Source organism: Streptomyces sp. NPDC057002 (assembly GCF_042673825.1).
Lineage (GTDB): Bacteria > Actinomycetota > Actinomycetes > Streptomycetales > Streptomycetaceae > Streptomyces.
In genome coordinates this window covers 1,065,106-1,091,065 of sequence record NZ_JBHURZ010000003.1, presented here as the reverse complement: position 1 = coordinate 1,091,065, position 25,960 = coordinate 1,065,106, and the positions used below count along the sequence as shown (strand labels likewise).

Genomic DNA, 25,960 nt, shown 5'->3' with positions numbered 1-25,960 from the left:
GCCGATCATTCAAGCGTCAATCGCACACCATGCGCAGGCACAGCCAGTGAGGAATCACCCCACTGATTCCGGAAAGCACACCCCAGGGGCGGGCGATGGAGCAGACACAGACCTCCCACAACGGTTCGGCGACGGCTACCCCGGGCGCGCAGCGCCGGGTTCTCGTCGTCGAGGACGACGCCACGATCGTGGACGCCATCGCGACCCGCCTGCGAGCCGAGGGATTCCTCGTGCAAACGGCGGGCGACGGTCCGGCGGCGGTCGACACGGCCGAGGCCTGGCAGCCCGACCTGCTGATCCTCGACATCATGCTGCCCGGCTTCGACGGTCTGGAGGTCTGCCGGCGTGTGCAGGCCGCCCGGCCGGTGCCGGTGATGATGCTCACCGCGCGCGACGACGAGACCGACATGCTGGTCGGGCTGGGCGTCGGCGCCGACGACTACATGACGAAGCCGTTCTCGATGCGGGAGCTGGCGGCGCGTGTGCACGTGCTGCTGCGCCGTGTGGAGCGGGCCGCGCTGGCCGCCGCGACGCCGCGCAGCGGCATCCTGCGCCTCGGCGAGCTGGAGATCGACCACGCACAGCGACGCGTGCGGGTGCGCAGTGAGGATGTTCACCTCACGCCGACCGAGTTCGATCTGCTGGTCTGTCTGGCGAACACCCCGCGCGCGGTGCTCTCGCGCGAGCAGCTGCTCGCCGAGGTCTGGGACTGGGCGGACGCCTCCGGCACCCGGACCGTCGACAGCCACATCAAGGCGCTGCGCCGGAAGATCGGCGCCGAGCGGATCCGCACGGTGCACGGCGTGGGCTACGCCCTGGAGACCCCGACGCCATGAGCGGCGGGCCTGCCGCACGGAGAAACCCCGGGGAGCCGGAACCCTGGGGCGGGGTGAGCCCGTTCTCGATCAAGACCAAGCTGGGCGCGCTGGTCGTCATCTCGGTGCTGATCACCACAGGTCTGTCGGTGATCGCGGTGCACACGAAGACGGAGCTGCGCTTCATCACGGTCTTCTCGATGATCGCCACACTTCTCATCACGCAGTTCGTCGCCCATTCGCTCACCGCGCCGCTGGACGAGATGACCGCCGTGGCCCGCTCCATCTCACAGGGCGACTACACCCGCCGGGTGCGGGACAACCGCCGTGACGAGCTGGGCGACCTGGCGGTGACGATCAACGCCATGGCCGACGAGCTGGAGGCCCAGGACCGCCAGCGCAAGGAGCTGGTGGCGAACGTCTCGCACGAGCTGCGCACGCCCATCGCGGGGCTGCGCGCGGTGCTGGAGAACATCGTCGACGGCGTCACCCAGGCCGACCCGGAGACGATGCGCACGGCCCTGAAGCAGACCGAGCGGCTCGGCCGGCTGGTGGAGACGCTGCTGGACCTGTCCCGCCTGGACAACGGCGTCGTACCGCTGAAACAGCGGCGCTTCGAGGTGTGGCCGTATCTGTCGGGCGTACTGAAGGAGGCCAACATGGTCGCCTCCGTGCGCGCGGGCATCGCCACCGGCTCGGGCAGTCACACAAGGACGGACGTCCATCTGCACCTCGACGTCTCGCCGCCGGAGTTGACCGCGCACGCCGACCCGGAGCGCATCCACCAGGTCGTGGCCAACCTCATCGACAACGCGGTCAAGCACAGCCCGCCGCACGGCCGGGTGACGGTCAAGGCGCGGCGCGGCACACTGCCGGAGTCGCTGGAGCTGGAGGTCCTGGACGAGGGCCCCGGCATTCCGAAGTCCGAGTGGCACCGCGTGTTCGAGCGGTTCAACCGCGGCAGCGCCAAGCGGCCGCCGGGGTCGGGCAGCGACGGCGGGACAGGTCTCGGCCTCGCCATCGCCCGCTGGGCGGTGGATCTGCACGGTGGGCGGATCGGAGTGGCCGAATCCGAGCGAGGTTGCCGGATTCTTGTCACTCTTCCGGGACTTCCATCTGTGCCAAGTTGACGTAAAGTTCGAAGCGGAGCCTCAAGATCCACGGGCGTCCGTGCTGACGGACACGTGTGATCAGGCACAGACCCGCGCCGTCGGCGCCCCGGGTGCCGCTCTCGCCTTCCCTCCTTAAGCGGAACCACGCTTGTTTCCCGCCATTTCAAGCCCCGAAACACTCTTTGAAGTGTGACTTGCGTGACGTTGAACGGGCCCGGCCTGACCTTCGCGGTCCGGGAGGCGTAGCCTTGATTCCCGCTGTCCATCATCTTGTGAAGCGGAAGAGGGCGGTTACCGCCGTGTCGCCACAGTCCCCCAGTAACTCGAGCATCTCTACCGACACCGACCAAGCGGGGAAGAACCCCGCCGCGTCGTTCGGTGCCAACGAGTGGCTCGTCGACGAGATCTATCAGCAGTACCTCCAGGACCCGAATTCGGTAGACCGAGCCTGGTGGGACTTCTTCGCCGACTACAAGCCAGGGGCGGCTGCCGCCTCGGCTCCGGCGGGTACCGCGGCCGCGGGGGCCGCGGGGACCACCACCGCTCAGCCGGCGGCCCAGGCCGCCCCCGCCCAGGCCGCGGCCCCCGCCCCGGCGGCCGAGAAGCCCGCCGCCGCCCCGGCTCCCGCCCAGGCGAAGCCCGCCGCGCAGGCCCCGGCTCAGGCCGCCGCTCCGGCGAAGGCCGCTCCGGCCCCCGCCAAGCCGGCCGCCGCCGCGAAGCCGAAGGCCGAGCCCGCCGGCGAGGCCCCCTCGGGCCCCGAGCAGGTCGTGCTGCGCGGCCCCGCCGCCGCGGTCGCGAAGAACATGAACGCCTCGCTGGAGGTGCCCACGGCCACGTCCGTGCGCGCGGTCCCGGTGAAGCTGCTCTTCGATAACCGCATCGTCATCAACAACCACCTGAAGCGCGCCCGGGGCGGGAAGATCTCCTTCACGCACCTGATCGGCTACGCGATGGTGCAGGCCATCAAGGCCATGCCGTCGATGAACTACTCCTTCGTGGAGAAGGACGGCAAGCCGACCCTGGTCAAGCCGGAGCACGTCAACTTCGGCCTCGCCATCGACCTGGTCAAGCCCAACGGCGACCGCCAGCTCGTGGTCGCGGGCATCAAGAAGGCCGAGACGCTGAACTTCTTCGAGTTCTGGCAGGCCTACGAGGACATCGTCCGCCGTGCCCGCGACGGCAAGCTCGGCATGGACGACTTCACCGGCGTGACGGTCTCCCTGACCAACCCCGGCGGCCTCGGCACCGTCCACTCCGTGCCGCGTCTGATGCCCGGCCAGTCGGTGATCATGGGCGTCGGCTCCATGGACTACCCGGCGGAGTTCCAGGGCACCTCCCAGGACACCCTGAACAAGCTCGGCATCTCGAAGGTCATGACGCTCACGTCGACCTACGACCACCGGGTGATCCAGGGCGCCGCCTCCGGCGAGTTCCTGCGGATCGTCGCGAACCTTCTCCTCGGTGAGAACGGCTTCTACGACGACATCTTCGAGGCCCTGCGCATCCCCTACGAGCCGGTCCGCTGGCTCAAGGACATCGACGCCTCGCACGACGACGACGTCACGAAGGCCGCCCGCGTCTTCGAGCTGATCCACTCCTACCGGGTCCGCGGCCACGTCATGGCCGACACCGACCCGCTGGAGTACCAGCAGCGCAAGCACCCCGACCTGGACATCACCGAGCACGGGCTCACCCTGTGGGACCTGGAGCGCGAGTTCGCCGTCGGCGGCTTCTCCGGCAAGTCCCTGATGAAGCTGCGCGACATCCTCGGTGTGCTGCGCGACTCGTACTGCCGCACCACCGGCATCGAGTTCATGCACATCCAGGACCCCAAGCAGCGCAAGTGGATCCAGGACCGCATCGAGCGCCCGCACACCAAGCCGGAGCGCGAGGAGCAGCTGCGCATCCTGCGCCGGCTGAACGCAGCGGAGGCCTTCGAGACCTTCCTGCAGACGAAGTACGTCGGCCAGAAGCGCTTCTCCCTGGAGGGCGGCGAGTCCGTCATCCCGCTGCTGGACGCGGTTCTGGACAGCGCTGCGGAGTCCCGTCTCGACGAGGTCGTCGTCGGCATGGCCCACCGCGGCCGGCTGAACGTCCTGGCGAACATCGTCGGCAAGTCGTACGCGCAGATCTTCCGCGAGTTCGAGGGCAACCTCGACCCGAAGTCGATGCACGGCTCCGGCGACGTGAAGTACCACCTGGGCGCCGAGGGCACCTTCACCGGCCTGGACGGCGAGCAGATCAAGGTCTCGCTCACCGCCAACCCCTCGCACCTGGAGGCGGTGGACCCGGTCCTGGAGGGCGTCTCGCGCGCCAAGCAGGACATCATCAACAAGGGCGGCACTGACTTCACGGTCCTGCCGGTGGCGATCCACGGCGACGCGGCCTTCGCGGGCCAGGGCGTGGTGGCCGAGACCCTGAACATGTCGCAGCTGCGCGGCTACCGCACCGGCGGCACGGTCCACATCGTCATCAACAACCAGGTCGGCTTCACGGCCGCCCCGGAGTCCTCGCGCTCCTCGATGTACGCCACGGACGTGGCCCGCATGATCGAGGCCCCGATTTTCCACGTGAACGGCGACGACCCGGAGGCCGTGGTCCGCGTCGCGCGGCTCGCCTTCGAGTTCCGCCAGGCGTTCAACAAGGACGTGGTGATCGACCTCATCTGCTACCGCCGCCGCGGTCACAACGAGTCGGACAACCCGGCCTTCACTCAGCCGCTGATGTACGACCTGATCGACAAGAAGCGCTCGGTGCGCAAGCTGTACACCGAGTCCCTCATCGGTCGCGGCGACATCACCCTGGAAGAGGCCGAGCAGGCGCTGCAGGACTACCAGGGCCAGCTGGAGAAGGTCTTCACGGAGGTCCGCGAGGCCACCTCGCAGCCGGCCGCCGCGGAGCCCACCGACCCGCAGGCCGAGTTCCCGGTCGCCGTGAACACCGCGGTGACCTCGGAGGTCGTCAAGCGGATCGCCGAGTCCCAGGTCAACATCCCCGACCACATCACCGTCCACCCGCGTCTGCTGCCGCAGCTGCAGCGCCGGGCGGCGATGGTCGAGGACGGCACCATCGACTGGGGCATGGGCGAGACCCTCGCCATCGGCTCCCTCCTGCTGGAGGGCGTCCCGGTCCGCCTCGCGGGCCAGGACTCGCAGCGCGGTACGTTCGGCCAGCGCCACGCGGTCATCATCGACCGCACCACGGGCGACGAGTACACGCCGCTGCAGTACCTCTCCGAGGACCAGGCGCGGCTGAACGTCTACAACTCCCTCCTCTCCGAGTACGCGGCGATGGGCTTCGAGTACGGCTACTCGCTGGCCCGCCCGAACGCGCTCGTGATGTGGGAGGCGCAGTTCGGCGACTTCGTCAACGGCGCCCAGACGGTCGTGGACGAGTTCATCTCGTCGGCCGAGCAGAAGTGGGCCCAGACGTCCGGCGTCGTCCTGCTCCTGCCGCACGGCTACGAGGGCCAGGGCCCGGACCACTCCTCGGCCCGCCCGGAGCGCTTCCTGCAGCTCTGCGCCCAGAACAACATGACGGTCGCCACGCCGACGTCGCCGTCGAACTACTTCCACCTCCTGCGGTGGCAGGTGCACAACCCGCACCACAAGCCGCTGGTGGTCTTCACGCCGAAGTCGATGCTGCGCCTGAAGGCGGCGGCGGCGCAGGCGGACGAGTTCACGACGGGCCAGTTCCAGCCGGTCATCGGCGACGCGTCGGTCGACCCGGCCGCGGTCAAGAAGGTCGTCTTCTGCGCCGGCAAGGTCTACTACGACCTGGAGGCCGAGCGTCAGAAGCGCGGCGTCACGGACACGGCGATCATCCGCATCGAGCGCCTGTACCCGCTGCCGGGTGCCGAGCTCCAGGCGGAGATCAAGAAGTACCCGAACGCCGAGAAGTACCTGTGGGCCCAGGAGGAGCCGGCGAACCAGGGTGCCTGGCCGTTCATCGCGCTCAACCTGATCGACCACCTCGACCTGGCGGTCGGCGCGGACGTCCCGCACGGCGAGCGCCTGCGCCGCATCTCGCGCCCGCACGGCTCGTCCCCGGCGGTCGGTTCCGCGAAGCGGCACCAGGCCGAGCAGGAGCAGCTGGTGCGTGAGGTGTTCGAGGCGTGACCGTCTGAGCATCGGCTGCAGAAGGGGCCGGCCCCGAGTGTGCGCACTCGGGGCCGGCCCTTTTCTCCGTCCCGATTTCGAACCCCAGCCGCCGTTTCAGATCGGCTGGGGTTCGAAGTCCCAGTACGGGCGGTGGCGCTCGAGGATGTACCGCGTGTGGGGATGATCGGGGCCCAGCAGGGCGGTGAGCCGGGTGGCGACATCCCGCTGGAGGGTCTCGGCTTCAGCCCGCATGCCCAGTTCGGCCAGGTCAAGGGCAAGGCCTGCCCGCAGACTGATCGTGAGGACGTGGTCGTCGCCCAGCGCACGCGCGGAACGTTCGGCGGCGTCCCGGCCGAGAGCGGCCGCGGCATCCGTGTCGCCGTTGGCAGCGAGGGCGGCAACCTCGTTCTTGGCGCAGCCGATGGCCCAGGGGTGGTCCCGCCCGACGCTCTGCTCCATCTCCCTGACCGTGGTGCGGGACAGTTCCAGGGCGGCACGCCGCTCCCCCATGTCCCGCATGACCGTGGCCACGTTGTCCCGGGCGCCGACGGCGTAGGGGTGCTGCTCACCGAGCTGGTCCGCGTACTGCCCGGCGGTGAACTCGGCGAGTTCCCTGGCCTCGGCCGTGCGCTCCACGTGCCGTAGCAGCATCGCGTAGTCGCAGGAGACCATCAGCGTCTCGGGGTGCACGGGGCCGCGGCGGCGCAGCAGCTTCTCCCGCACGCCCCGCATCATGGCGAGCGCGAACTTGAGGTCGCCGTCCCGGCGGGCGCACAGCGCGAGGTTGTGCTCGGCCTGCACGGTCTGGCCATGGCTGCGGTCGAGAACCTGGCTGTGGACACGGGAGTTGTGGCCCTGGATCGTCATGGCCTCCCGGTAGCGGCCGAGGAGCCTCAGCATCCAGGCGATGCGCAGCGCCGAGTTGAGGGTGGCGACGTCCTTCTCGCCGAGCAGCCGGACCCGGGCCTCGAAGACGCCACGATGCAGGGCGAGCGCCTCGATGTAGTGCCCCTCGAGACCGATGGCGACGGCGAGGTTGCTGCGGATGCTGAGCGTGCGCGGTACGTTCTCGCCCCCGAGCTCCCGGGCGGCGCTCGCGGCAGCCTCCTCGAACAAAGTGCGGGCTTCCCCGTAGCGGCCGAGCGCCATCAGTGTGCCGCCGAGGTTGTCCTCGGCCCGGATCAGTTCGATGGGACGGACTCCGTCGGAGTCGTTCAGCCTCCGCAGGTTCTCCCGGCCCACCTCCTCGGCGTCGGTGTACCGGCCGAGCCGGCGCAGCATGTTGCCGAGCTGGTGGACGGCGACGAGCACCGACCGGTCGGTGTCGCCGAACTTGGGCCGCCACGTGTCCACCGCGAGCCGGCTCAGCCACCAGCCGTCGCGGTACTCACCGCGCATCCGGAGGTACTCGACGCAGTTGAGCACGAGGTCACGGACCTCCTCCTCGGAGGACTCCAGGGCACCGGACGGCTCCAGGTGCGGGATGATCGCGGAGTAGCGGGCCCAGCTGCCCGCCGACGCCGAGTCTCGTGGGTCCGCGGAGACGAGGACCCTGCGGGCGGCGTCGGAGTAGCGCTCGGCGTCCCCGGGCGACTGCACAGACCGTACGAACCGGTGGAAGAGGCGGTGCATACGGACCGTGCCCACGGTCTGCGTGTCCATGCGAGGGCCCTGCTCGTACTCGATACGCATGGAGGTGATCTCGGAGAGCCGGCGCAGCGCGGCGTTCCAGCTGCTGGGCTCGGAGATCAGTTCGGCCAGTTCGGGGGGCAGGTCGGCGGGCCGGGTCGTCTGCAGCATGCGTACGGGGACCACGTCGTGTGCGAAGCAGACCAGCAGGTTGAGCAGTTGCCACGCGGGTTCGTGGCTCTGCCGAAGCAGGTTGATCAGCTTGGACCAGGCAACCTCGTACTTGGGGTGGTGGCCGGAGGCCATGACGCCGAAACGGGCCGGTTTACCGTCCCGGATGTCACGTATGTAGTCGTTGACGGACACACCGGGGTTGAGCTGGAGCCAGGCGGCCGTCTGGTCGAGCAGCAGGGGCATGTCCTCCACGGCCTGGGCGAGCCGTTCCGCCTCGTGGTCGGTGAGCCGGTCTGCGCGCCGCCGGGCGAAGGCGATGCTCTCCCGGCGCGCGAAGGCCGGGACGTCGACGACCTCCGCTTGGGCCGACCACTCACCGCGGTGTGTGGTGACCAGGACGTGGCCGCGCCCGTCGGGGACGAGTCCGTTCAGCCGCTCGGGCTCCCCGGCCCCGTCCAGGACGAGCAGCCAGGGGCGGGCTGTGCTGTCGAGTTCGCGCTGCACGGCCTTGATGGCGGCCGGGAGGTCGCCGGTGCCGGGAACGTTCAGGGCGGGGGCGAGCTCGGCAAACTGCTGACGCGCTGTGACGCGCTGGGCGGCGCTGATCCACCAGACGATGTCGTACTCGCCTGCGAACCGGTGGACGTACTCCATCGCGAGCTGCGTCTTGCCGTGGCCGCTCGGCCCGAGCAGCGCCACGGCAGCACCGTTGCGTCCGGACGTGGAGAGCGCCCGGTACACCTGCTCCAACAGCTCGGAGCGGCCGACGAAGCGGCGGTTTCGGCGCGGTACACCACCCCACACCGCCGGCGGATCGTCCGGGAAGCGCGGGCCGCGGCGCAGGTCGAGGGTGTCGGGGGCAGGGATGCCCGCGAGTTCCAGAACGCGTTCGCGGGCGGCTTCGGGCATGAGGCCGCGCAGCTCGACGGGGGCGAGGGCGATGACGGCCGGGGGCATCGGCTGGGCGGTGACGTTCACGGCGGCGACCCGGTCCCCGTGCTCCGTCAGCAGGCGGGCGAGCACACCGGCCCAGGCGTCGAAACGGTCCTGGTCCAGTTGTTCGTGCCAGTCGTCGATGACCAGCAGGATCTTCCCCGGGGCGCTCAGCAGGACGCGCAGGGCCTCGTCGGTGGCCGGTCGCCGTAGCGGGTTCCAGCGCACCAGTGTCGTGGCCCGGCCCGCGGACCGGACCTGGTGGTCGATCCACTTGGCCCAGGACTCGCTCTGTCCGGCGAACAGCACCGTGACGTGTCCGAGTTCCGACGCCATCTCGCAGTCCCCTCCGCTCAGCCTGGTCACGACTGTGCACAGGTTATTCAATTGTGCGTCAAAAGGTCTCCATTGGTGGCAAGTTGAGCAACCAATCAATGCGCCCGCGCCGAGTCCCGTACGGTCCGTTCGAGTCGGCGGGCGATATGCCGGACGAGCCGTTCCAGATCGGCGCAGTAGACGCTGGGATGACGGAAGCCGCTGCCGGGCGCGTACCGGTGCACGTAGTTGCCACCCCCGCACACCTTCCCGACCGGGCAGCCGCGGCATTCGGCGGCCAGGGCCCGCTCCCCGAGCTGGCGAGCGGCGATGCCGGGGTGGCGCAGAGCCTCGTCGAACGAGTTCCGGAAGACGTCCAGCCCTGTCTCCGCCGCACCCGCGTAGGCCGACCTCAAGGAGTCGACCTGCTCGATCGCACCGTCCGTCTCGACCACGACGGCTGCCATCGGCGAGAGCCCCACGGCCTCGGCCCTGCTGGGGGCGCCGAGCAGCAGGGCGGCGATCTCCTGGAACAGGCGTACGCGGGTGCGCAGCCGCTGCTCGTCCCACCAGACGTCGAAGACGGCGGCCAGCCAGTCGCCGTAGGGAGTGGGACACGGGCGGTGGCGCCCGGGGAGCTGCGGGGCGATGCCGGCGGGCGGGTGGCCCCAGCTGGCGTGAGGCAGCAGGAAGTCCACCCCGGGCGGGTTCAGCTCCAGCAGGGACCGGTAGACGTCGAGCGGGTCGGCGTCGAGGTCGATGGTGCACAGGATGCCCGCGTAGGCCGCCGGGCGCGCGGCCAGTGCGCGGGCGGCGGCCCGGGCCGCGGGCCAGGCGGGGCGTCCGGCGTGGTCGACCCTGCGGGCGTTGTGGGCTGCGCGCCCTCCATCGAGGCTGAGGCCGACCCGGAGCCCCGCGCCGGTGAGCAGGTCGAGTGCCGCCTCAGTGAGGCGGGTGCCGTTGGTCTGCACGGTGGCGGTGACCCGGCATCCGGCCGGCACGGCCTCGTGGACCGCCTGGGCGTAGGCCAGGACGGGACCCGGGCCGCCCAGCAGGGGTTCGCCGCCGTGCAGCTCGATACGGATGCCTTCGAGACCGTGGGCGCGGACGTGCTCGGCGATACGAGCGGCGGCGTGCCGCATGGTGTCCTCGGGCGTGCGCGCCGGGCGGTCCCGCCAGCCGCTGTCCTGGCCCCGGTACAGGTAGCAGTAGGCGCAGTCGAGATTGCAGCGGCTGTGGACCTTCAGCACGAACTGCTGGAAGGGCGTGGCACGGTGAGCCGTGGTGTCGAGCCATCGGTGCGGCCATGACGGGTGCGGCGACGGCTGGGGGTGAATCGTCATGGTGCGTCTTCGTACTGGGCTGTGACGCTGGGCTCCCTCTCCCGGACACGCAGCTCGGCGAGGATCTCGGCCAGAACCGGGTGGTCGGTGTGGTCCGGCCGGGAGAGGCCGGGCAGGGGTATGCAGTGTTCGTCGGTAGGCGCGGTCACTCGTCGGCCGTTTCGGATTCCAGGCGGTCGATGCGGGAGCGGAGCCGCTCACCCCGGCCGGAGTCCTGGGTGAGGGGCAGCGCTCGGCGGTAGTCGGCCAGCGCCTCGGCGGTCCGGCCGAGGAGTTCTCGGACCTGCCCACGCGAGAGCAGGGCGGTGGCGTGGAGTTCCTCGTCCCCCGCGTCCCGCGCGTGGTCTGCGGCCCGGGAGAAGCAGTCGGCTGCCTGGTGCAGCCGGGCGATATCGCCCGTGCGCGAGTGCAGGAGCTCCTGGGCACGTCCTCGGGCGAGCCGGCACCGCCCGAGGAACCCCGCGTCGTCGGAGCCCCGGGTGGCCTCGCCGAACAGCCACTCCGCCTCGTACAGATCGGAGAGCACCTCCTGCACTCCGAAGCGCAGGAGGTGCGCGGCGCCCAGGTTCTGCCGGCGCCGGGGCAGGCGGGGATCGTCCGGGAGCGACTCGTCGACCGCCTGGCGCAACAGGTCGACGGCCCGCGTGGCTTCGTCGGAGGTGGCCGCCGTGCGGGCTCGCTCGAGCACGGCGAGGCCGAGGTCGGACAGCAGGTCGGGCCGCCGGGGGTCGTCCGCGTCCAGCAGCGACGCGGCGTCCCCCCAGGCGGCGACGGCATGGTCCAGTTGCAGCCGGTCGCCGGTCCGGTCGTAGCGGGCGCGGTGGATGTTCGCGGCCCGCTCATGGCATGTGAATCGCAGAGCCGCGTCGTCACCCGCCGCTTCGAGGGCCGCCTCGACCGCGTACACCAGCGAGCGGCGTTCCCTGCCGTCCTCGCGCGGCGGCTGGTGGATCTCGAGGGCACTGGCCATGTCGAGCCAGATCCCGCAGCGTTCGCCGTCCGGGAGGGTGCTCTCGTCGCGGACCGCCGCCAGGAAGTCGCCGGTGGCGTGCATCGCCGCCTCGGCCGCACGCCGCGGGTCCGCGGCGGCCGGGGGGATCGGCCCGTGGCCCGCGAACTGTCGCGCCAGGTCGAGCCAGAGCCGCCCGCGGACGGCGCGGGCCTGTTCGTCGTCCGAGGACGCGAGTGCCACGTCGGCGGCCTCGACGGCCCGGAGCAGGTGCGCGACGTACCACTGCTCGGGGTCGGACGCGGGGTAGGGGCCGTCCGTACCGGTCGCCTGCGCACCCGACATCGCCACGACCCGGCGCAGGAAGACCAGCGCGAGCGAGGTGCCGTACAGGTGCTCCACCGCCGCGTCCGGGTCCTGGAGGACGGAGCCGAGGTCCTGGTCGGCGAGGTAGAACAGCACGGCGCGGGCGAACTCCTCGGCCGGATGGCCCTCGTGCGCCGCGGTCGCCGACCAGTGCCTGAGGTCGTCGGGGATGCCCTGGAACCCGATGCCCTGCTTGAGCAGTTCCCCTGCCTGAGCCAGACAGACGCGTCCTCGTACCACCCGGCCCCAGACGGTGAGGTCCTGCGCGTCCCCGACGGCTTGCCAAGCCTCCCTGAGGTCCTCTCCCACGCCGCGGACCTGCCATCGGGACCACAGCGCGTCGGCCAGCGAGACCGAGGCCGAGGCCCGCTCCGGATCCGTGCGGGCGACCTCCAGCGCCTGCCGCAGGAACCCCACCGCGGCGTCGAGCTCCCTGGTGAGGCCTTCCTCGCGGAAGCGGGCGAGCGACCGCCGCCCTCGGCTCAGCAGTTCGCCCACGCTCAGCTCGGGCCGCAGCGGGACGGCCGGCATGCGCCGCCCGAGGTCCCGCAGCACCTCCGCCGACACCTCGGCGAAGGCCCGCAGCCCGACCGGTTCCTCCGCTTCCGGGGCGATCATCGGCGACAGCTCCGCGCCCGGAGTCACCGCACCCCGCAGGAACGCCCCCGCAAGCGCGGGGAAATTTCGCACGCTGCGCCCGAACTTGCGTTCCACATACTCGGAGCAGTGCTTGAACAGCAGCTCGGCGTCGTCGACAGCCAGCCGTGACCGCAGCTCAGGCGCGACGCCGGGCAGGAACTCGTAGCGCACGGCTCGCGGGTCGTCCGGGTCCTCCCGGCGTTTGAGCAGGCCGCTGAGCAGCGCCTCGGACAGCACGTCGGGCCCGCTTCCGGCGAGCATGGCGTGCTGGACCAGCTGCATCACGGGCAGGTAGAGGGGCACCGCCGACAGGTACACGGCGAGCCGGCAGGCCTCCGACGAGGCGTGCCTCCAGAACGCGTCGACGCGGTCCGGTCCGGTCAGCTCCTGCGCGGCCCGTACCGCCGCCCCGGACGCGGGGTGATCGGGGCGCACCCACCCGGCCGCGGCGGCCAGCGACTGCCCGGTCGCGCCGGACACCAGGCGTGCCCAGCCCTCCACGGAGTCGCGGCGCAGCGCCAGCAAGGGCAAGGGCAGAGCGGTCCGGTCGGTATGGCCCCGGTCGGGCCGGAACTCCAGCGCCCCGGCCGGTCCTTCCCGCCGGCGCAGCAGGCCTCGCCGGGCAGGCAGATGAGTGCGCAACCACATGCGCTGCGGAAGCGGCTGTACGACGGCCACGGGCGCCGCTGCGGCCCATCGGTACAGCAGCCGCTGCATGTGGCCGGAGCGCCACATGGGCCCGGCGCAGTCGCTGAGCATCAGGGTGACGCGCCGTCCCGTCGGGTCGCTCAGCTGCTCCGGGGTCTGCAGCGGGCCCGCGGGCTCCGGGGTGGTGGCGCAGCCGGGCACCCCGCCCGCTGTCTCGTGCAGGTACCGCACCCGCACCTCGCGAAAGGCGCCGGCGCGTGCACAGACCTGGCGCAGTTCGTCGAGGGCCTGACGCCACACCACGGTCGAGGTGGAGACGTCCATCAGGAGCAGCAGGCGGGCCTCGCGGCGCCGGTCGGTGCGCAGGACCGGCAGGAGAAGCCGGGACTCGGCGGCCCGGTGTGCGGTGGCCTGTTCGTCCAGGACGCGCGGTACGGGCCGCGAGGGCGCCCGGTACCTCTGGAGAGGCCGTAAGCCCCGTTGCAGGGAGAGGGGTTCGGGAAGCACGGGAGCTGCGGGGACCCCGACGGACTGCATACGGGCGGTACCGTCGGCGCCGTCGGTACCGGGGTCGAACAGCCGGGCCCCGTCGGGCGGGTGGGCCTCGGCGTCCTCGGCGGGGGGCTGGTGGGTGGGCACGGGCGGGGTGTCGGTGCCGTCGGCCGGTGGATGTCCGGCGCCGGCTTCCTCCGCCGCGGCCGGGACGGCCGGCTCCGCCCGGGCCGGGAGCCAGCGGGCCAGCCACAGCGCGTCCGCGAGTTCCTCCACGCCCGGCCCGATGCCCGCGTCCCGCATACGGGCGACCAGCGCCGTGAGCGCGAGGTTCACGTCGCGGGGCGAGGGGTGGGGGGCCGCGTCGGTCATCGGCTAGCGCGGTCCCCGGTCCAGGGGCCGCATCAGCAGGTCCGAGATCTCCTCGCGTCGGCCGGACTCGTCCCGGGCGGCGTGCTGGGCGAGGAAGATCGCGTTGAGCAGCTGGTCGGTGGGGCGCAGCGCGCCGTCCGTCTCGGCCCGCGTGAACCGGTCGACCAGATCGCGGTTGGCGTCGTAGGAGCCCTGCCCGAAGTGCGCCTGGACCAGGGCGGCGAGGCGTTCGTCGCGTGGGGCTCTCAGGTCGAGCGTGATGCAGCGTCGCAGCAGCGGTGCGGGGAACTCGCGCTCCCGGTTGCTGGTCATGAGGACGACGGGGAAGGCGCGGCAGCGCACCCGGCCGTCCGTCACCTCGACACGGCGGCCGTCGTCGGTGAGGACCTGGACGACCGGGGTGCGGTCGGCGATCCGCTCCAGCTCGGGGATGGCAAACCGGCCCTCCTCCAGGACGTTGAGCAGGTCGTTGGGCAGGTCGATGTCGCTCTTGTCCAGCTCGTCGATGAGCAGCACGCGAGGCCGGTCGGCGGCGAGCAGCGCGGTGCCGAGCGCGCCGAGCTTGATGTACCGGCCGATGTCATCGGACCGGTCCTCGGCGGACAGTTGGGAGTCCTGCAGCCGGCCGATGGCGTCGTAGGTGTAGAGCCCGTCGCGCAGTTCGCTGCGACTGACGATCGGCCACTCCAGGACCCGCCCGAGGCCGAGTTCGTAGGCGATGGCGTGTGCGAGGGTCGACTTTCCGACGCCTGGTTCGCCCGTGACGAGGAGAGGTCGCCGCAGGTACAGGGCGGCGTTGACGACTTCGAGGGTCTCCGGGTCCTGGATGGGCAGCGGGGAGGTGTCCGCGCCGAGCCGGCGGCGGGTGGAGGAGTCGAGTTCCGGTACGTCGTACGGCACGACGGGAGCGTCGAACGTCCGCCAGGCGGGCGGGTCCGGGAGCCGGTCCAGGGCGGTCGGATCAGGTTGCCCGGTACCTCGGTAGACGAACCACTCGCTCATGGTGTGCTCCTCGTCGACGGTCGGTGGTTGTCCACGTCATGGCCGACGGGGGCGTCGTACACCCACAACGAGCCCCTGAAAATGTACCCACAACGGGGCCTCGGCACCGGCGATTCCGGCCACTCGGTGCGCCTGTCACACGGGTGGGGCACGCCGTTCACAGCGGCGCGTCCAGCGGTTCCGCCTCCTCAGGAGGCAGCGGGCGACGCGGGTCGTCGTACAACAGTGCGACGGGTTCGGCCCAGGCGGCGTCGGCTTCGTGATCGCTGACGTCCTGGCGTTCGTGCCGCAGGCGGTCGGGGATCTCGGCGAGTGAGGTGACGCTGCCGACCAGTTCCTCGACTTTGGCGTACAGCGTGTCGCACGACTCGGGGCAGGCGCGCGAGGAGTGCCCCTCGATGTGCCAGAACGCGACCCCGTGGCCGTTGTCCAGGGCGCGCCGCATGGCCGTGCGCCCCGGGTCGCGTCCCGCGGGGCGGCACATGACGGGGATGCGGTGCCCCTCGGCGTTGCGGTGGTCGCGGGAGCCGGGCACTGCTTGCTCCGCGAGGGGCCGCCAGCTGCCGAGTCGCCGCAGGCCGGCCATCGCCTGCCAACGGTCCGACCAGAGTTTGTCCGGTTCTCCCCGGCGCTCGAGGGCACGCAGGACCACGCGGCGGCGCGCACCGAGGTGCCCGGTGTCGTTGAGCTGCGCTATGTCGTCGAAGCGCCAGCGGTGCACGGCGGTGTCGAAGTACACGGAGGGCAGGGCGACTTCGAGCGGGACGGGCCGGCCGTCGTGGTCCTTCGCCCGCAACAGCCTGCCCAGCGGCTCCCGCAGGGCCTGCACGAGGCCCTCGGGCAGGAAGCCGTGGACGGAGCCGTCGGCCTCGTAGAGCGTCGGTTCGCCCTCGCCGTCGTCGTACCAGACCTGCCAGAAGAACCGCGGGGACTGCGCGCCGATCACCGGGTCGAGCAGGACCGCCACGGTGGGGCCCTCGCCGGGGCCGGGGTAGGAGATCGCCCTCCGCCGGGCCCTCTCGCCGGGCACCGGGCGCAGCGCGTCGGGCAGAGCGACTTCCCGGACGAAGTCGTGCATGGGCCTGCGGGGCTCCTTGCGCAGCCGTTTGTCGATCCACCGGGCGAGTGCCTCGCAGTCGTCGCCCCGGGCACGGGTGTATTTCTCCACGCCCTTCAGGTAGCGCAGGAAGGTGAGTGCCTCGAGCGGCCGGCCGCCCTCGTAGAGCAGTCCGGTTCCGTCGCGCCAGGTCAGCAGGTCGGGCGTGCCGTCCGGCCACAGGTTGCTGCTGCGTGCCTTCTTGGCCAGGAGTTCGACGGTGGGCGCGTCGGGCGGCGGGGGCAGTTCCGCGAGGAGGCGCAGGGCCTCGCGGCGGTCGGCCGGCGTCCAGCACTCGCCGCTGTCGGCCACCGGCTTGCCCTGCAGGTCGATCCAGTTGTCCCCGGCCGGGGACACGGGTTCGTCGCCGTGCCACCGGTCGTGAGCGGCCATCACCTCACGGTAGGTCTTTCCGAAGCGGCGCAGCGCGGAGATCGCCACCGCCTTGCCGCCGTCCTGCTGTCTGCGGCGCGACTTGATCAGTCCGACGACGGCTCCGCTGTCGGGGTCGACCAGCGGGCCGCCGGAGACGCCGCTGGGCAGGTCGATGTCGGGCTTGATGATCAACCCGTAGGTGTCCTCGTGACCGTTGATCTCGGCGTCCACGATCCGGAAGTGCGTCTCGGGCGGACCCGGATGGTACCCACACGCCTTGAGCGGGCCGGAGTGGCGCGCGGCCCGGTCGGCGAGCCAGACGCACTCGTGCGGGTGCCGGCCGGGATCATCCGCCAGCCGCACCAGGGCCAGGTCCTCCTCCGGCGGGACGGTGGGGCGGCTCGGGTCGGTGAGCAGCCACTGCTCCAGACACGCCTCGGCGTCGATGCCGGGAGCGCGGACACGGAAGGGGACCGACGGGTCCGCCGCGAGGTGCTGACGCAGGACGTGGGCGGCGGTCAGCACCCAGCCGGGTGCGACGAAGAAGCCGCTGCCCCACAGGGGTCTGCCGTCGTCCTCGGCGGACAGCAGGTGCACGGTGGCCGCACGGGCGAGATCGCAGAGTCGTTCGCCGCGTTCGCTCATGCCGGGCCAGGCTCCCCGGCGCCCTCCTCCGCCGCCCCTCGGTCGAATTGCCAGGTCAGCGTGACCTCCAGGGACGCCTTGGCCTCGCCTCGGGCGAGCACGGCGAATGCCACGCCCTCCTTGGCCGTCAGCTCCACCCCGAAGGTGATCGAGGCCTCGTCGGGCCGGACCGCCTTGGCGGCGTCGAGGACGGAGGTGCCGACGCCCTGGATCAGGTCGTGGAGCTGCTCCACCTTGGCGAGGGCCGCCTCGGTGAAGCCGACGTCCTCCTGGTCGCCGTAGGCGTCGCCCGCACCGATCCGCGCGGTGATCACAGAGCCGTTCGGCAGTTTGACGTCCTGGATGTGACTCATCCCGCTCCCCCGTTGCTTCCCCCGCCGAACCGGTCCGTGACGGCCGGCGCCCACATGCACCAGACGGAGGTCATACCCAGGTTGGCCGCACGCGACCCCACCCGACGTGGGCACGCGTGCCGCGGCGGCCCACGTCCTACCCTGGAGACGTAGGGCAAGAAGGCTTGCCCCGTCCTGATCAGGAGCGAGAGTTGTACTTCACGGACCGTGGCATCGAGGAACTGGAGAAGCGGCGCGGCGAGGAGGAGGTCACCTTCGAGTGGCTCGCCGAGCAGCTGCGGACGTTCGTCGACCTCAACCCCGACTTCGAGGTACCGGTGGAGCGCCTGGCGACGTGGCTGGCACGGCTGGACGACGAGGACGACGAGTAGGAATCTCCCGCCAGGGCCCGAGTGGCCGGCGGCCTTCGCCTGTTCCGGTCCCGGCCGCTTCCCGAGGCGTCAGTCGCGTGGATGCGTGAGGCCGTACGCCAGGCCCAGCGTGCCGTTGGCCAGCAGCAGCCCTCCGGCCGCGACCCAGCCCCCGCTGCGCCGCCGTAGCCCCCAGGCCAGGAGCGATACGCCCGCCGCCACCTGAGCGAGAGCCAGGGCACGAGCCCTGGGGTCGCCGGTCCAGGGCATCCAGGGGCCGAGGCGGCTGTGACCGGCCGTACGGCGTTCCTCGGCCTCACGCCCGCCCGGCCATGCGACCGGGAGGCTGTCCGGCCGGAGCGCGGCGGCTTCCCGGAGGCGGTCGGCGGGCTCGCCGGGGGCGAGTTCGGGAGGCAGCGAGGCGCCCACGCGCGCGAGGACCGCCAGCAGGCCGCGCAGCCGGGTTGGGGCATCGGCCGCGGAGTCGGGTTTCGCCAGCTGGTCGAGGGCCTGCACATCCAGTACGGGATCGAGGCCCACGCGCGCGGCGAAGGTGCGCATCGCCTCGTCCTCCCCCACCGGGACGCCGCTCGCGAGCCAGACGAAACCGACCGGGCGGCGGAAGCCGGACGCCAGCAGGAAACCCGCGTGGTCGGCGTCCCACCACAGGGCGAGCACGGGCCAGGGCGCGCCGACGGCGAGGGCCGTGGCCCAGCCGGTGACCACCCGGTCGACGGGCTCGCCGCCGTCCCGCCAGGGCCCGCCCTCGGGGACGAGCACGCTCCATTCGTCGCCTGCGCGAAGGAGCCGCACGGGTTCGCGCAGCAGGTGGGCGACGGGGGCGACGGCCCCGGGCACCGCCCGGCACAGCAGCAGCGCCCCAGAGGCGGGACCTGCGGGACCGGTGCGGCCAGCTTCCGTCGGCATGGTCACACGCTAGGGCGACTCACCCCTCTTTGGACACTTTTGCCCACCCCGCCGTCCCCAGAACGAGTGCCTTGACTTTCCGACGCCACGATATATCGTGAATACGAGAAGACGCGATATGGCGCGTTGATTCGGGGAGGTCTGCACCATGTCCGAGTGGTCCGTCACGGAACCGAGGAAGCTCACGTTCGACGAGCCCGTGAGCGATCTGCACGTGCGACTCGTCAACGGAACGGTGAACGTGGTGGGCACGGACGAAGGTTCCGCCCGCCTGGAGATCTCCGAGATCGAGGGCCCGCCCCTGGTGGTGACCCAGCAGGACGGCACGCTCACGGTGGCCTACGAGGACCTGCCCTGGAAGGGCTTCCTCAAATGGCTGGACCGCAAGGGCTGGCGCCGCAGCGCGGTGGTCTCCCTGGCCGTCCCGGCCGGCACCCGGGTGGAAGTGGGGGTGGTCGGCGCGGCCGCCGTGATCTCCGGGATCCAGGGACCGTCGGTGGTGAAGGGCGTCACGGGCGACACCACTCTGGTGGGACTCTCCGGCCCGGTCCGCGCCGACACAGTCTCCGGCAGTCTGGAGGCCCAGGACGTGACCGGCGACCTCCGGTTCAATTCCGTCTCCGGCGATCTCACGGTGGTCGAGGGCTCCGGCCCCTCCGTGCGGGCCGAATCGGTCAGCGGCTCCATGATCATCGACCTCGACCCGGACGGCCCCACGGACGTGCGGCTGACCAGCGTCTCGGGCGAGATCGCGATCCGCCTGCCGTACCCGGCGGACGCGGAGGTCGAGGCCAACACGGCGAGCGGCGCCATCTCGAACGCCTTCGACGGACTACGGGTACACGGCCAGTGGGGCGCCCACAAGATCACGGGCCGTCTCGGCGCGGGCAACGGCACGCTACGGGCCACCACCGTCTCCGGCTCGATCGCCCTGCTGCGCCGCCCGGCCGGAGAGGACGAGGACGAACCGCGGGAGAGGCGCCCCGGCGCGGGCAGCGCGCCGACGGACCCGCCGGCCGGCCCGCGGGGCGACTCGGGAGACAATTCCGTCTCCGGCCGGGACGAGGGCGTCGCCGGCGTCCCGGCCGACGGCACGACCGACAAGAAGGTGCTCTGACATGCCCCCCGTCTTCGCCCACGGCCGCCTCCGCCTCTACCTGCTGAAGCTGCTGGACGAGGCCCCCCGCCACGGCTACGAGGTGATCCGCCTCCTCGAGGAGCGCTTCCAGGGGCTGTACGCACCGTCGGCGGGCACGGTCTACCCGCGCCTGGCCAAGCTGGAGACCGAGGGCCTGGTCACCCACACCACCGAGGGCGGCCGCAAGGTCTACTCGATCACGGACGCCGGCCGGGCCGAACTGGCCGACCGCAGCGGCGAGCTGGCCGATCTGGAACTGGAGATCCGGGAGTCGGTCGCGGAGCTGGCCGCCGAGATCCAGGCCGATGTGCGCGGGGCCGCGGGCGATCTGCGCCGCGAGATGCGCGCGGCGGCGACCGAGGCCCGCCGCGGCAACGGCGGCAAGACCTCCGGCACACAGGACGCCCCCTTCGGGGACTTCACGTCCTACGGCGACAAGGAGGCGTGGCGCGTCGCCAAGGAGGAGATGCGGCGTGCCCGGCAGGAGTGGAAGGAACAGGCCCGCCGCGCCAAGGACGAGAGCCGCCGCGCCCGCGAGGACGCCCAGCGCGCCCGCCGCCAGGCCAAGGAGGCCCAGGACCAGGCCAGGGCCCAGGCACAGGAGCAGGTGCAGCACATCGCCCGCCGGGTCCAGGAGCAGGTACAGGACCACTTCACACGCGGCGACTGGCCGACGGGCCTGCGCGAGGGCCTGAGCGAACTGGTCAAGGAGGTGGGCGAGTTCGGAAAGGACTACGGCAAGGACTTCGGCTTCGACTGGACAGGCACGGGCACACGCACAGGATCCGACACGAAATCCGCCACGGGATCCGACACCCACGGGCCGGCCTCCCCCGACCCGCAGGCCCCCTCAGGGCCCTCCGCGGACTTCCCGGCCGCCTACGAACCGGCCTGGGCCCACGAGGACTCCGCGGACTCCACCGGCGACCCCGCCCGCGACCTGGACCGTCTGCTCGACCGCTTCCGGGACGACATCCGCGACGCGGCCCGCGACCACGGCGTCACCTCCGACCAACTGCGTGACGCCCGGCGCCATCTGTCGACGGCGGCAGCCCACCTGGGAGCACTGCTGCGCACGCCGAAGAAGTAGCCGGCCGGAGGGGAAGCCCCGTCACCCGGCCTTGGCCTCGCCACCCCCGTACAGCACCCGCACCAGGGACTCGTACGTCACCCCGTGGTCGGCGAGGACCTCGGCCGGCACGCCGGGGCGCATGGTCAGGGCCAGCAGGATGTGCTCATCACCGATGTGCCGGTCCCGCTGGGCGAGAGCGACACGCAAGGAGTGCTCCAGAACCCCCTTGGCACCCCGCCCGAACGAGGGCCGCCCGGACCACCACCCCTTTTCCTTCCGGGCGCCGGACATGGCGCCGACCCCATGCATCTCCTCCACCCGGGCGACGATCTCGGCCACATCAATCCCCAACCCGGCGAGCGCATCGGTATCGGCCTGCGACAGCCCGGCCCGCCGCCGCGCCTGACGCAGCGCCTGACGCACGGACTCCCGCCGCTCCCCGAGCCCGAGAGAGGTCAGCGCGAACGACCCACGACTGCCCTCACGGTCGAGCAGCGCCAGCAGCAGATGCTCCGGCTCCACACTCTGCCCGTCTCCCCCCTCCACGTACTCGAACGCGCTCTTCACCACACCCCGGGCGTCTTTCGTGAACCGCTCGAACATCAATGCCTCCCGTACTTCTTGTGCACGGCCTGCCTGCTCACACCGAGTTCGGCGGCGATCTCCTGCCACGACCAGCCCTGATTGCGCGCATTGCGCACCTGTACGGCTTCCAACTGCTCCAGCAGCCTGCGCAGCGCGGCGACGGCCCGCAGGCCGACCCGTGGATCACGGTCACCCGCGCGCTCGGCCAGATCCGTTGCTTCGGTCATACAGTCAACCTAAGTTGACATCAGCCATTCGTCAACCCTAGTTGACACACGAAAGCGGCCGGCCCATCCCGGACCGACCGCCACGTCACGCAGGAGGCACCTCACACACACCCCCGGAGCACCTCAGGAATTCGACAGCACGATCTTCCCGAACTGCTCACCCGAAGCCAGCCGCTCGAAGCCCTCACGCGCACGGTCCATGGGCAGCACCTCGTCGATCACGGGCCGCACACCGGTGGCGGCGCAGAACGCGAGCAGATCCTCCAGCTCGTCCTTGGTCCCCATCGTGGAGCCGACGACCTTGAGCTCGAGGAAGAAGATCCGGGTCAGCTCGGCGTGCGAGGGCCGGTCACCGCTCGTCGCTCCGGAGATCACCAGCGTGCCTCCGGGCTTCAGCGACTTCACGGAGTGCGACCACGTCGCCGCACCCACGGTCTCGATCACGGCGTCGACCCGCTGCGGCAGCCGCGCCCCGGATTCCACGGCCTCCACGGCCCCCAGCTCCACGGCCCGCTTCCGCTTGGCCTCGTCCCGGCTGGTCGCGAAGACCCGCAGCCCGGCAGCCTTCCCCAGCACGATGGCGGCCGTGGCGACACCACCGCCGGCCCCCTGCACCAGCACGGAGTCGCCGGGCCGGACACCCGCGTTGGTGAACAGCATCCGGTACGCGGTCAGCCACGCGGTCGGCAGACAGGCGGCCTCCGCGAAGGAGAGCTCCTTGGGCTTGGGCAGGAGGTTCCAGGTCGGCACGGCGACCTGCTCCGCGAATGTGCCCTGATACCGCTCGGTGAGGATGGAACGGGGCTCCTTGGGCCCCACCCCATGCCCGGTCTGTCCGATCACGGAATGCAGGACGACCTCGTTGCCGTCCTCGTCGACACCGGCGGCATCACAGCCGAGGATCATCGGCAGCTTGTCCTCTGCGAGGCCGACGCCGCGCAGGGACCACAGGTCGTGGTGGTTGAGGGAGGCGGCCTTGACCGTGACGGTACTCCAGCCGGGGCGGGCCTCGGGAGCCGGACGCTCTCCCAACTCCAGGCCGGTCAGCGGCTGGTCGCGGTCGATTCGGGCGGCATAGACAGCGAACATGACCTTGACCATAGGTTCCCCGCCCAACCGTTGGAACCACCGCCTCGTGTGAGACACACCCTCTTGCCAGGCGCACGGCGTCGGTGCTGGGGCGGGGTGGGTCCGCAACCCGGCGTCGCGGATGGCGGGAGCCACGACGCGCCCGCACCCGCCGACTCACGGAAGGGGCCGTGTCGGGGGGTGTCCGCCCGCAGCGGTTGTCGCGTCAACGGACAGCCAGTCGGCGTGGCACCCCATCGCGACGTTCCGAGGACGGACACCCCCCGGCGCGGCCCCGACCCACCACCCGGCGCTAGGCGCTACGCGCACCCCCACCACACCCGCACAGGCCGCCGCAGGCACCCGACCACCCAAACAGCCGCACCCGCCGCCGCCCCCGGCAAAAGAAATGACCCCGCCCACACCAGGACGGGGTCACATCACGGCAACGTCACCGTCGAGCCACACCCTCGGCTCGCGCGGCCGCAGCCACAGCCGCCGTCACCGCCGGAGCGACCCGCTCGTCGAACGGCGACGGAATGACGTAGTCGGCCGCGAGATCGTCCCCGACCACGGACGCCAGCGCCTCGGCCGCCGCCAGCTTCATCCCCTCGGTGATCCGGGAGGCCCGCACCTGCAGCGCCCCCGCGAAGATCCCCGGAAACGCCAGCACGTTGTTGATCTGGTTCGGGAAGTCCGACCGCCCGGTCGCCACGACGGACGCGTACTTGTGCGCGATCTCCGGGTGCACCTCAGGATTCGGATTCGCCATGGCGAACACGAACGCGCCCTCGGCCATGGAGGAAACAGCGGCCTCCGGCACCGTCCCACCGGACACCCCGATGAACACATCGGCCCCGGCCAGCGCGGCCTCCAGCGGCCCGCTGATCCCCGCCTTGTTCGTGAACCCGGCCAGGTCCTGCTTCACCGCCGTGAGGTCGTCCCGGTCCGCCGACACGACACCCTTGCGGTCGGCGACCGCGACATCCCCGATCCCGGCCTCGACCAGCATTCGCGCGATGGCGACGCCGGCCGCCCCCGCCCCGGAGATGACAGCCCGCAGCTCTCCCAGCGACCGCCCGCTCAGCCGCGCGGCGTTCCGCAGGGCCGCGAGCGTCACCACCGCCGTGCCGTGCTGGTCGTCGTGGAAGACCGGGATGTCCAGCCGCTCCTGCAGCTTCCGCTCGATCTCGAAGCACCGGGGCGCCGAGATGTCCTCCAGATTGACCCCGCCGAACGACGGCGCGAGCCGCACCACGGTCTCGACGATCTCGTCGACGTCCGTGCAGTTCAGCGCGATCGGAACCGCGTCCACGCCCCCGAACTGCTTGAACAGAATCGCCTTGCCCTCCATCACCGGGAGGGAGGCCTCGGGCCCGATGTCACCGAGCCCTAGCACGGCCGTACCGTCCGTCACGACGGCGACGACCGACGACTTCCACGTGTAATCGTGGACGAGATCCGGCTGCTCCGCGATCGCGCTGCACACCTTCGCGACGCCGGGCGTGTACGCCAGGGACAGGTCGTCCTTGTCACGGACCGGCACCGTGGCCTGCACGGCCATTTTGCCGCCGCGATGCAATGCGAACGCCGGGTCGAAGGAGTCGAGGGGCTCCGCACCGCCCTCGTGACCCGTATCGCCGGTCTTGCTCTCGCTGCGAGGATTGACGATCTCCGCTGCCACTTCGTTTTACCCCTTAAATCTTCATTGGTCTGAGGGTGGCCACTCCTGGTGAGGGGTGGGCGGGACCGCGTACCGCCGTGGTCGTGCTCTGTACGTGATACGTACGGGCGCGTACGCGACGGGCGCGCCGCACACGCGCCCTGAGCCCCGGATGAGGGGTGTAAACACCCTTCTTACCGGACGGACGACGCCGACGACGAGTCCATAACGCGAAGGTCACATGAGGGCACCCCGACGCTTCGTCCAATTTCGGGACAACCCCTGGACAAAGCAGCGACAACCACTCAAGCATCCGCGAAGTTCGCGGGCCCCATGCTGAAATCCCTGGTTACGCCGAAGATCTTCCGACCGGAAGCGCCGATTCCCATAGAAGGTCCAGCCGTGATGTACCTGGGTGATGCGGTTCGGGGATCGCCCGTTATCCGATTTTGACATGGCTGGCCCCCAGAATCGCGCAGTCCGAATGGCAAGATGCCGTAATCACACGAGGTCGCGACACTCGAAGGCGTGTGCTCTCGTCGACCCCGTGGCGCTGCCGCACCGGCAGTCGCCGGCCCCATCGGCAACTCCACCCATCCGCCGGAGGAACCCACCATGACCGCAAGCTCCACCCGTCGTACGACCGCCGCGCACTCCCGGCTAGCAGCGGTCGGTGCGATCGCGGTCGCAGGCGCGCTGATACTCACCGGATGCGGTGACCAGACCAAGGACAACGGCTCGAGCGACACGGCGGCCTCGGCCCCGCTCGCCGACAAGCTGCCGAAGTCCATCCGTGACAAGGGCGTCATCAAGGTCGGCTCCGACATCGCCTACGCCCCGGTCGAGTTCAAGGACGACGCGGGCAAGACGGTCGGCATCGACCCGGACCTCGCCGCCGCCATGGGCAAGCAGCTCGGGGTCGACTTCCAGTTCGAGAACGGCACCTTCGACACGCTGATCACCGGTCTGCGCTCCAAGCGGTACGACATCGCCATGTCCGCGATGACCGACACCAAGGACCGCCAGGAGGGCATCGACTCCGACACCGGCAAGAAGGTCGGCGAGGGCGTCGACTTCGTGGACTACTTCACCGCCGGTGTCTCGATCTACACCAAGAAGGGCGACGACCAGGGCATCAAGACCTGGTCCGACCTGTGCGGCAAGAAGATCGTGCTGCAGCGCGGCACGGTCTCCGAGGACCTCGCCAAGGCGGAGTCGAAGAAGTGCCCGGCCGGCAAGAAGATCGCCATCGAGCCCTTCGACAACGACCAGCAGGCCCAGACCCGTCTGCGCGCGGGCGGCGCGGCCGCCGGCTCGTCCGACTTCCCGGTCGCCGCGTACGCGGTGAAGACCTCCGGCGGCGGCAAGGACTTCCAGCTGGTCGGCGAGCAGGTCGAGGCCGCTCCGTACGGCATCGCGGTCGCCAAGAACCAGACGCAGCTGCGCGACGCCCTCAAGGCCGCGCTGGACGCCGTCATCAAGAACGGCGAGTACGAGAAGATCATGAAGAAGTGGGGCGTCACCGACGGCACCATCGACGAAGCCACGATCAACGGCGGCAAGTGACCGCGA

At 71.1% G+C, this 25,960-nt stretch carries 19 protein-coding genes; 7 read left to right on the top strand and 12 right to left on the bottom strand.

Features of this window, described 5'->3' with window-relative positions; all coding sequences use genetic code 11:
• Window positions 1-95: 95 nt before the first annotated feature.
• The 3 genes from ACFT32_RS19810 (at window position 96) to ACFT32_RS19800 (ending at window position 6,045) form a co-directional block, all read left to right on the top strand.
• Window positions 96-836 (top strand): response regulator transcription factor, encoded by a 741-nt coding sequence (locus tag ACFT32_RS19810; protein ID WP_184590528.1) that lies wholly within the window; start codon window positions 96-98, stop codon window positions 834-836.
• Window positions 833-1,945 (top strand): cell wall metabolism sensor histidine kinase WalK, encoded by a 1,113-nt coding sequence (locus ACFT32_RS19805; RefSeq protein ID WP_193481006.1) that lies wholly within the window; start codon window positions 833-835, stop codon window positions 1,943-1,945. Before ACFT32_RS19810 ends, ACFT32_RS19805 begins: the two co-directional genes overlap by 4 nt.
• Window positions 1,946-2,226: 281 nt before the next feature.
• A complete protein-coding gene (locus ACFT32_RS19800) occupies window positions 2,227-6,045 on the top strand; it encodes a multifunctional oxoglutarate decarboxylase/oxoglutarate dehydrogenase thiamine pyrophosphate-binding subunit/dihydrolipoyllysine-residue succinyltransferase subunit (RefSeq protein ID WP_382490619.1) in 3,819 nt (1,272 codons plus the stop codon).
• A gap of 96 nt (window positions 6,046-6,141) precedes the next feature.
• Here ACFT32_RS19800 and fxsT read toward each other — a convergent pair whose 3' ends face one another.
• The 7 genes from fxsT to ACFT32_RS19765 form a co-directional block, all read right to left on the bottom strand.
• Window positions 6,142-9,129, bottom strand: a complete 2,988-nt coding sequence (gene fxsT, locus ACFT32_RS19795; RefSeq protein ID WP_382490617.1) for an FxSxx-COOH system tetratricopeptide repeat protein — start codon at window positions 9,127-9,129, stop codon at window positions 6,142-6,144.
• A 65-nt stretch (window positions 9,130-9,194) separates the two neighbouring features.
• A complete protein-coding gene (locus ACFT32_RS19790; protein ID WP_382490615.1) occupies window positions 9,195-10,421 on the bottom strand; it encodes an FxsB family cyclophane-forming radical SAM/SPASM peptide maturase in 1,227 nt (408 codons plus the stop codon).
• A complete protein-coding gene (locus tag ACFT32_RS19785; RefSeq protein WP_382490614.1) occupies window positions 10,418-10,570 on the bottom strand; it encodes a hypothetical protein in 153 nt (50 codons plus the stop codon). Before ACFT32_RS19785 ends, ACFT32_RS19790 begins: the two co-directional genes overlap by 4 nt.
• Window positions 10,567-13,887, bottom strand: a complete 3,321-nt coding sequence (locus ACFT32_RS19780; protein WP_382490611.1) for an SAV_2336 N-terminal domain-related protein — start codon at window positions 13,885-13,887, stop codon at window positions 10,567-10,569. Before ACFT32_RS19780 ends, ACFT32_RS19785 begins: the two co-directional genes overlap by 4 nt.
• Before the next feature lie 3 nt (window positions 13,888-13,890).
• On the bottom strand, window positions 13,891-14,889 hold the full coding sequence (locus ACFT32_RS19775; RefSeq protein ID WP_382490609.1) for an AAA family ATPase: 999 nt from the start codon (window positions 14,887-14,889) through the stop codon (window positions 13,891-13,893).
• A 157-nt stretch (window positions 14,890-15,046) separates the two neighbouring features.
• Window positions 15,047-17,005: a trypsin-like peptidase domain-containing protein gene (locus ACFT32_RS19770; RefSeq protein ID WP_382490607.1), complete on the bottom strand. Its 1,959-nt coding sequence runs from the start codon at window positions 17,003-17,005 to the stop codon at window positions 15,047-15,049.
• A complete protein-coding gene (locus ACFT32_RS19765) occupies window positions 17,002-17,358 on the bottom strand; it encodes a CU044_2847 family protein (protein ID WP_382490604.1) in 357 nt (118 codons plus the stop codon). Before ACFT32_RS19765 ends, ACFT32_RS19770 begins: the two co-directional genes overlap by 4 nt.
• A gap of 191 nt (window positions 17,359-17,549) precedes the next feature.
• On the opposite strand from ACFT32_RS19765, the gene ACFT32_RS19760 reads away from it, so the two are divergent.
• Entirely contained in the window at window positions 17,550-17,729 is a 180-nt protein-coding gene (locus tag ACFT32_RS19760) for a DUF6104 family protein (protein WP_003992906.1), read from the top strand.
• Between the two features lie 69 nt (window positions 17,730-17,798).
• On the opposite strand, the gene ACFT32_RS19755 is transcribed toward ACFT32_RS19760, so the two are convergent.
• The gene (locus ACFT32_RS19755) at window positions 17,799-18,635 is read right to left on the bottom strand and encodes a hypothetical protein (RefSeq protein WP_382490600.1); all 837 of its coding nucleotides are present in this window, start codon (window positions 18,633-18,635) and stop codon (window positions 17,799-17,801) included.
• Window positions 18,636-18,783: 148 nt separating this feature from the next.
• Here ACFT32_RS19755 and ACFT32_RS19750 point away from each other — a divergent pair, with 148 nt between their 5' ends.
• Together ACFT32_RS19750 and ACFT32_RS19745 are read left to right on the top strand one after the other, a co-directional pair.
• Window positions 18,784-19,752: a DUF4097 domain-containing protein gene (locus ACFT32_RS19750; protein WP_382490598.1), complete on the top strand. Its 969-nt coding sequence runs from the start codon at window positions 18,784-18,786 to the stop codon at window positions 19,750-19,752.
• A gap of 1 nt (window position 19,753) precedes the next feature.
• Window positions 19,754-20,863: a helix-turn-helix transcriptional regulator gene (locus ACFT32_RS19745; protein WP_382490595.1), complete on the top strand. Its 1,110-nt coding sequence runs from the start codon at window positions 19,754-19,756 to the stop codon at window positions 20,861-20,863.
• Between the two features lie 21 nt (window positions 20,864-20,884).
• Here ACFT32_RS19745 and ACFT32_RS19740 read toward each other — a convergent pair whose 3' ends face one another.
• The 4 genes from ACFT32_RS19740 to ACFT32_RS19725 form a co-directional block, all read right to left on the bottom strand.
• Window positions 20,885-21,448, bottom strand: coding sequence for a Clp protease N-terminal domain-containing protein (locus ACFT32_RS19740; RefSeq protein ID WP_382490593.1), 564 nt, complete (start codon window positions 21,446-21,448; stop codon window positions 20,885-20,887).
• The gene (locus tag ACFT32_RS19735) at window positions 21,448-21,657 is read right to left on the bottom strand and encodes an HTH domain-containing protein (protein WP_004925761.1); all 210 of its coding nucleotides are present in this window, start codon (window positions 21,655-21,657) and stop codon (window positions 21,448-21,450) included. The genes ACFT32_RS19740 and ACFT32_RS19735 overlap by 1 nt, the downstream gene beginning before the upstream one ends.
• Before the next feature lie 123 nt (window positions 21,658-21,780).
• A complete protein-coding gene (locus ACFT32_RS19730; protein WP_382490590.1) occupies window positions 21,781-22,746 on the bottom strand; it encodes a zinc-binding dehydrogenase in 966 nt (321 codons plus the stop codon).
• A gap of 430 nt (window positions 22,747-23,176) precedes the next feature.
• Complete coding sequence (locus ACFT32_RS19725) at window positions 23,177-24,409, bottom strand: NADP-dependent malic enzyme (RefSeq protein ID WP_382490587.1); 1,233 nt, start codon at window positions 24,407-24,409, stop codon at window positions 23,177-23,179.
• 594 nt (window positions 24,410-25,003) lie between these two features.
• Between ACFT32_RS19725 and ACFT32_RS19720 the strand changes: the two genes are divergently transcribed.
• Window positions 25,004-25,954 (top strand): ABC transporter substrate-binding protein, encoded by a 951-nt coding sequence (locus tag ACFT32_RS19720; RefSeq protein WP_382490584.1) that lies wholly within the window; start codon window positions 25,004-25,006, stop codon window positions 25,952-25,954.
• Window positions 25,955-25,960: the final 6 nt, after the last annotated feature.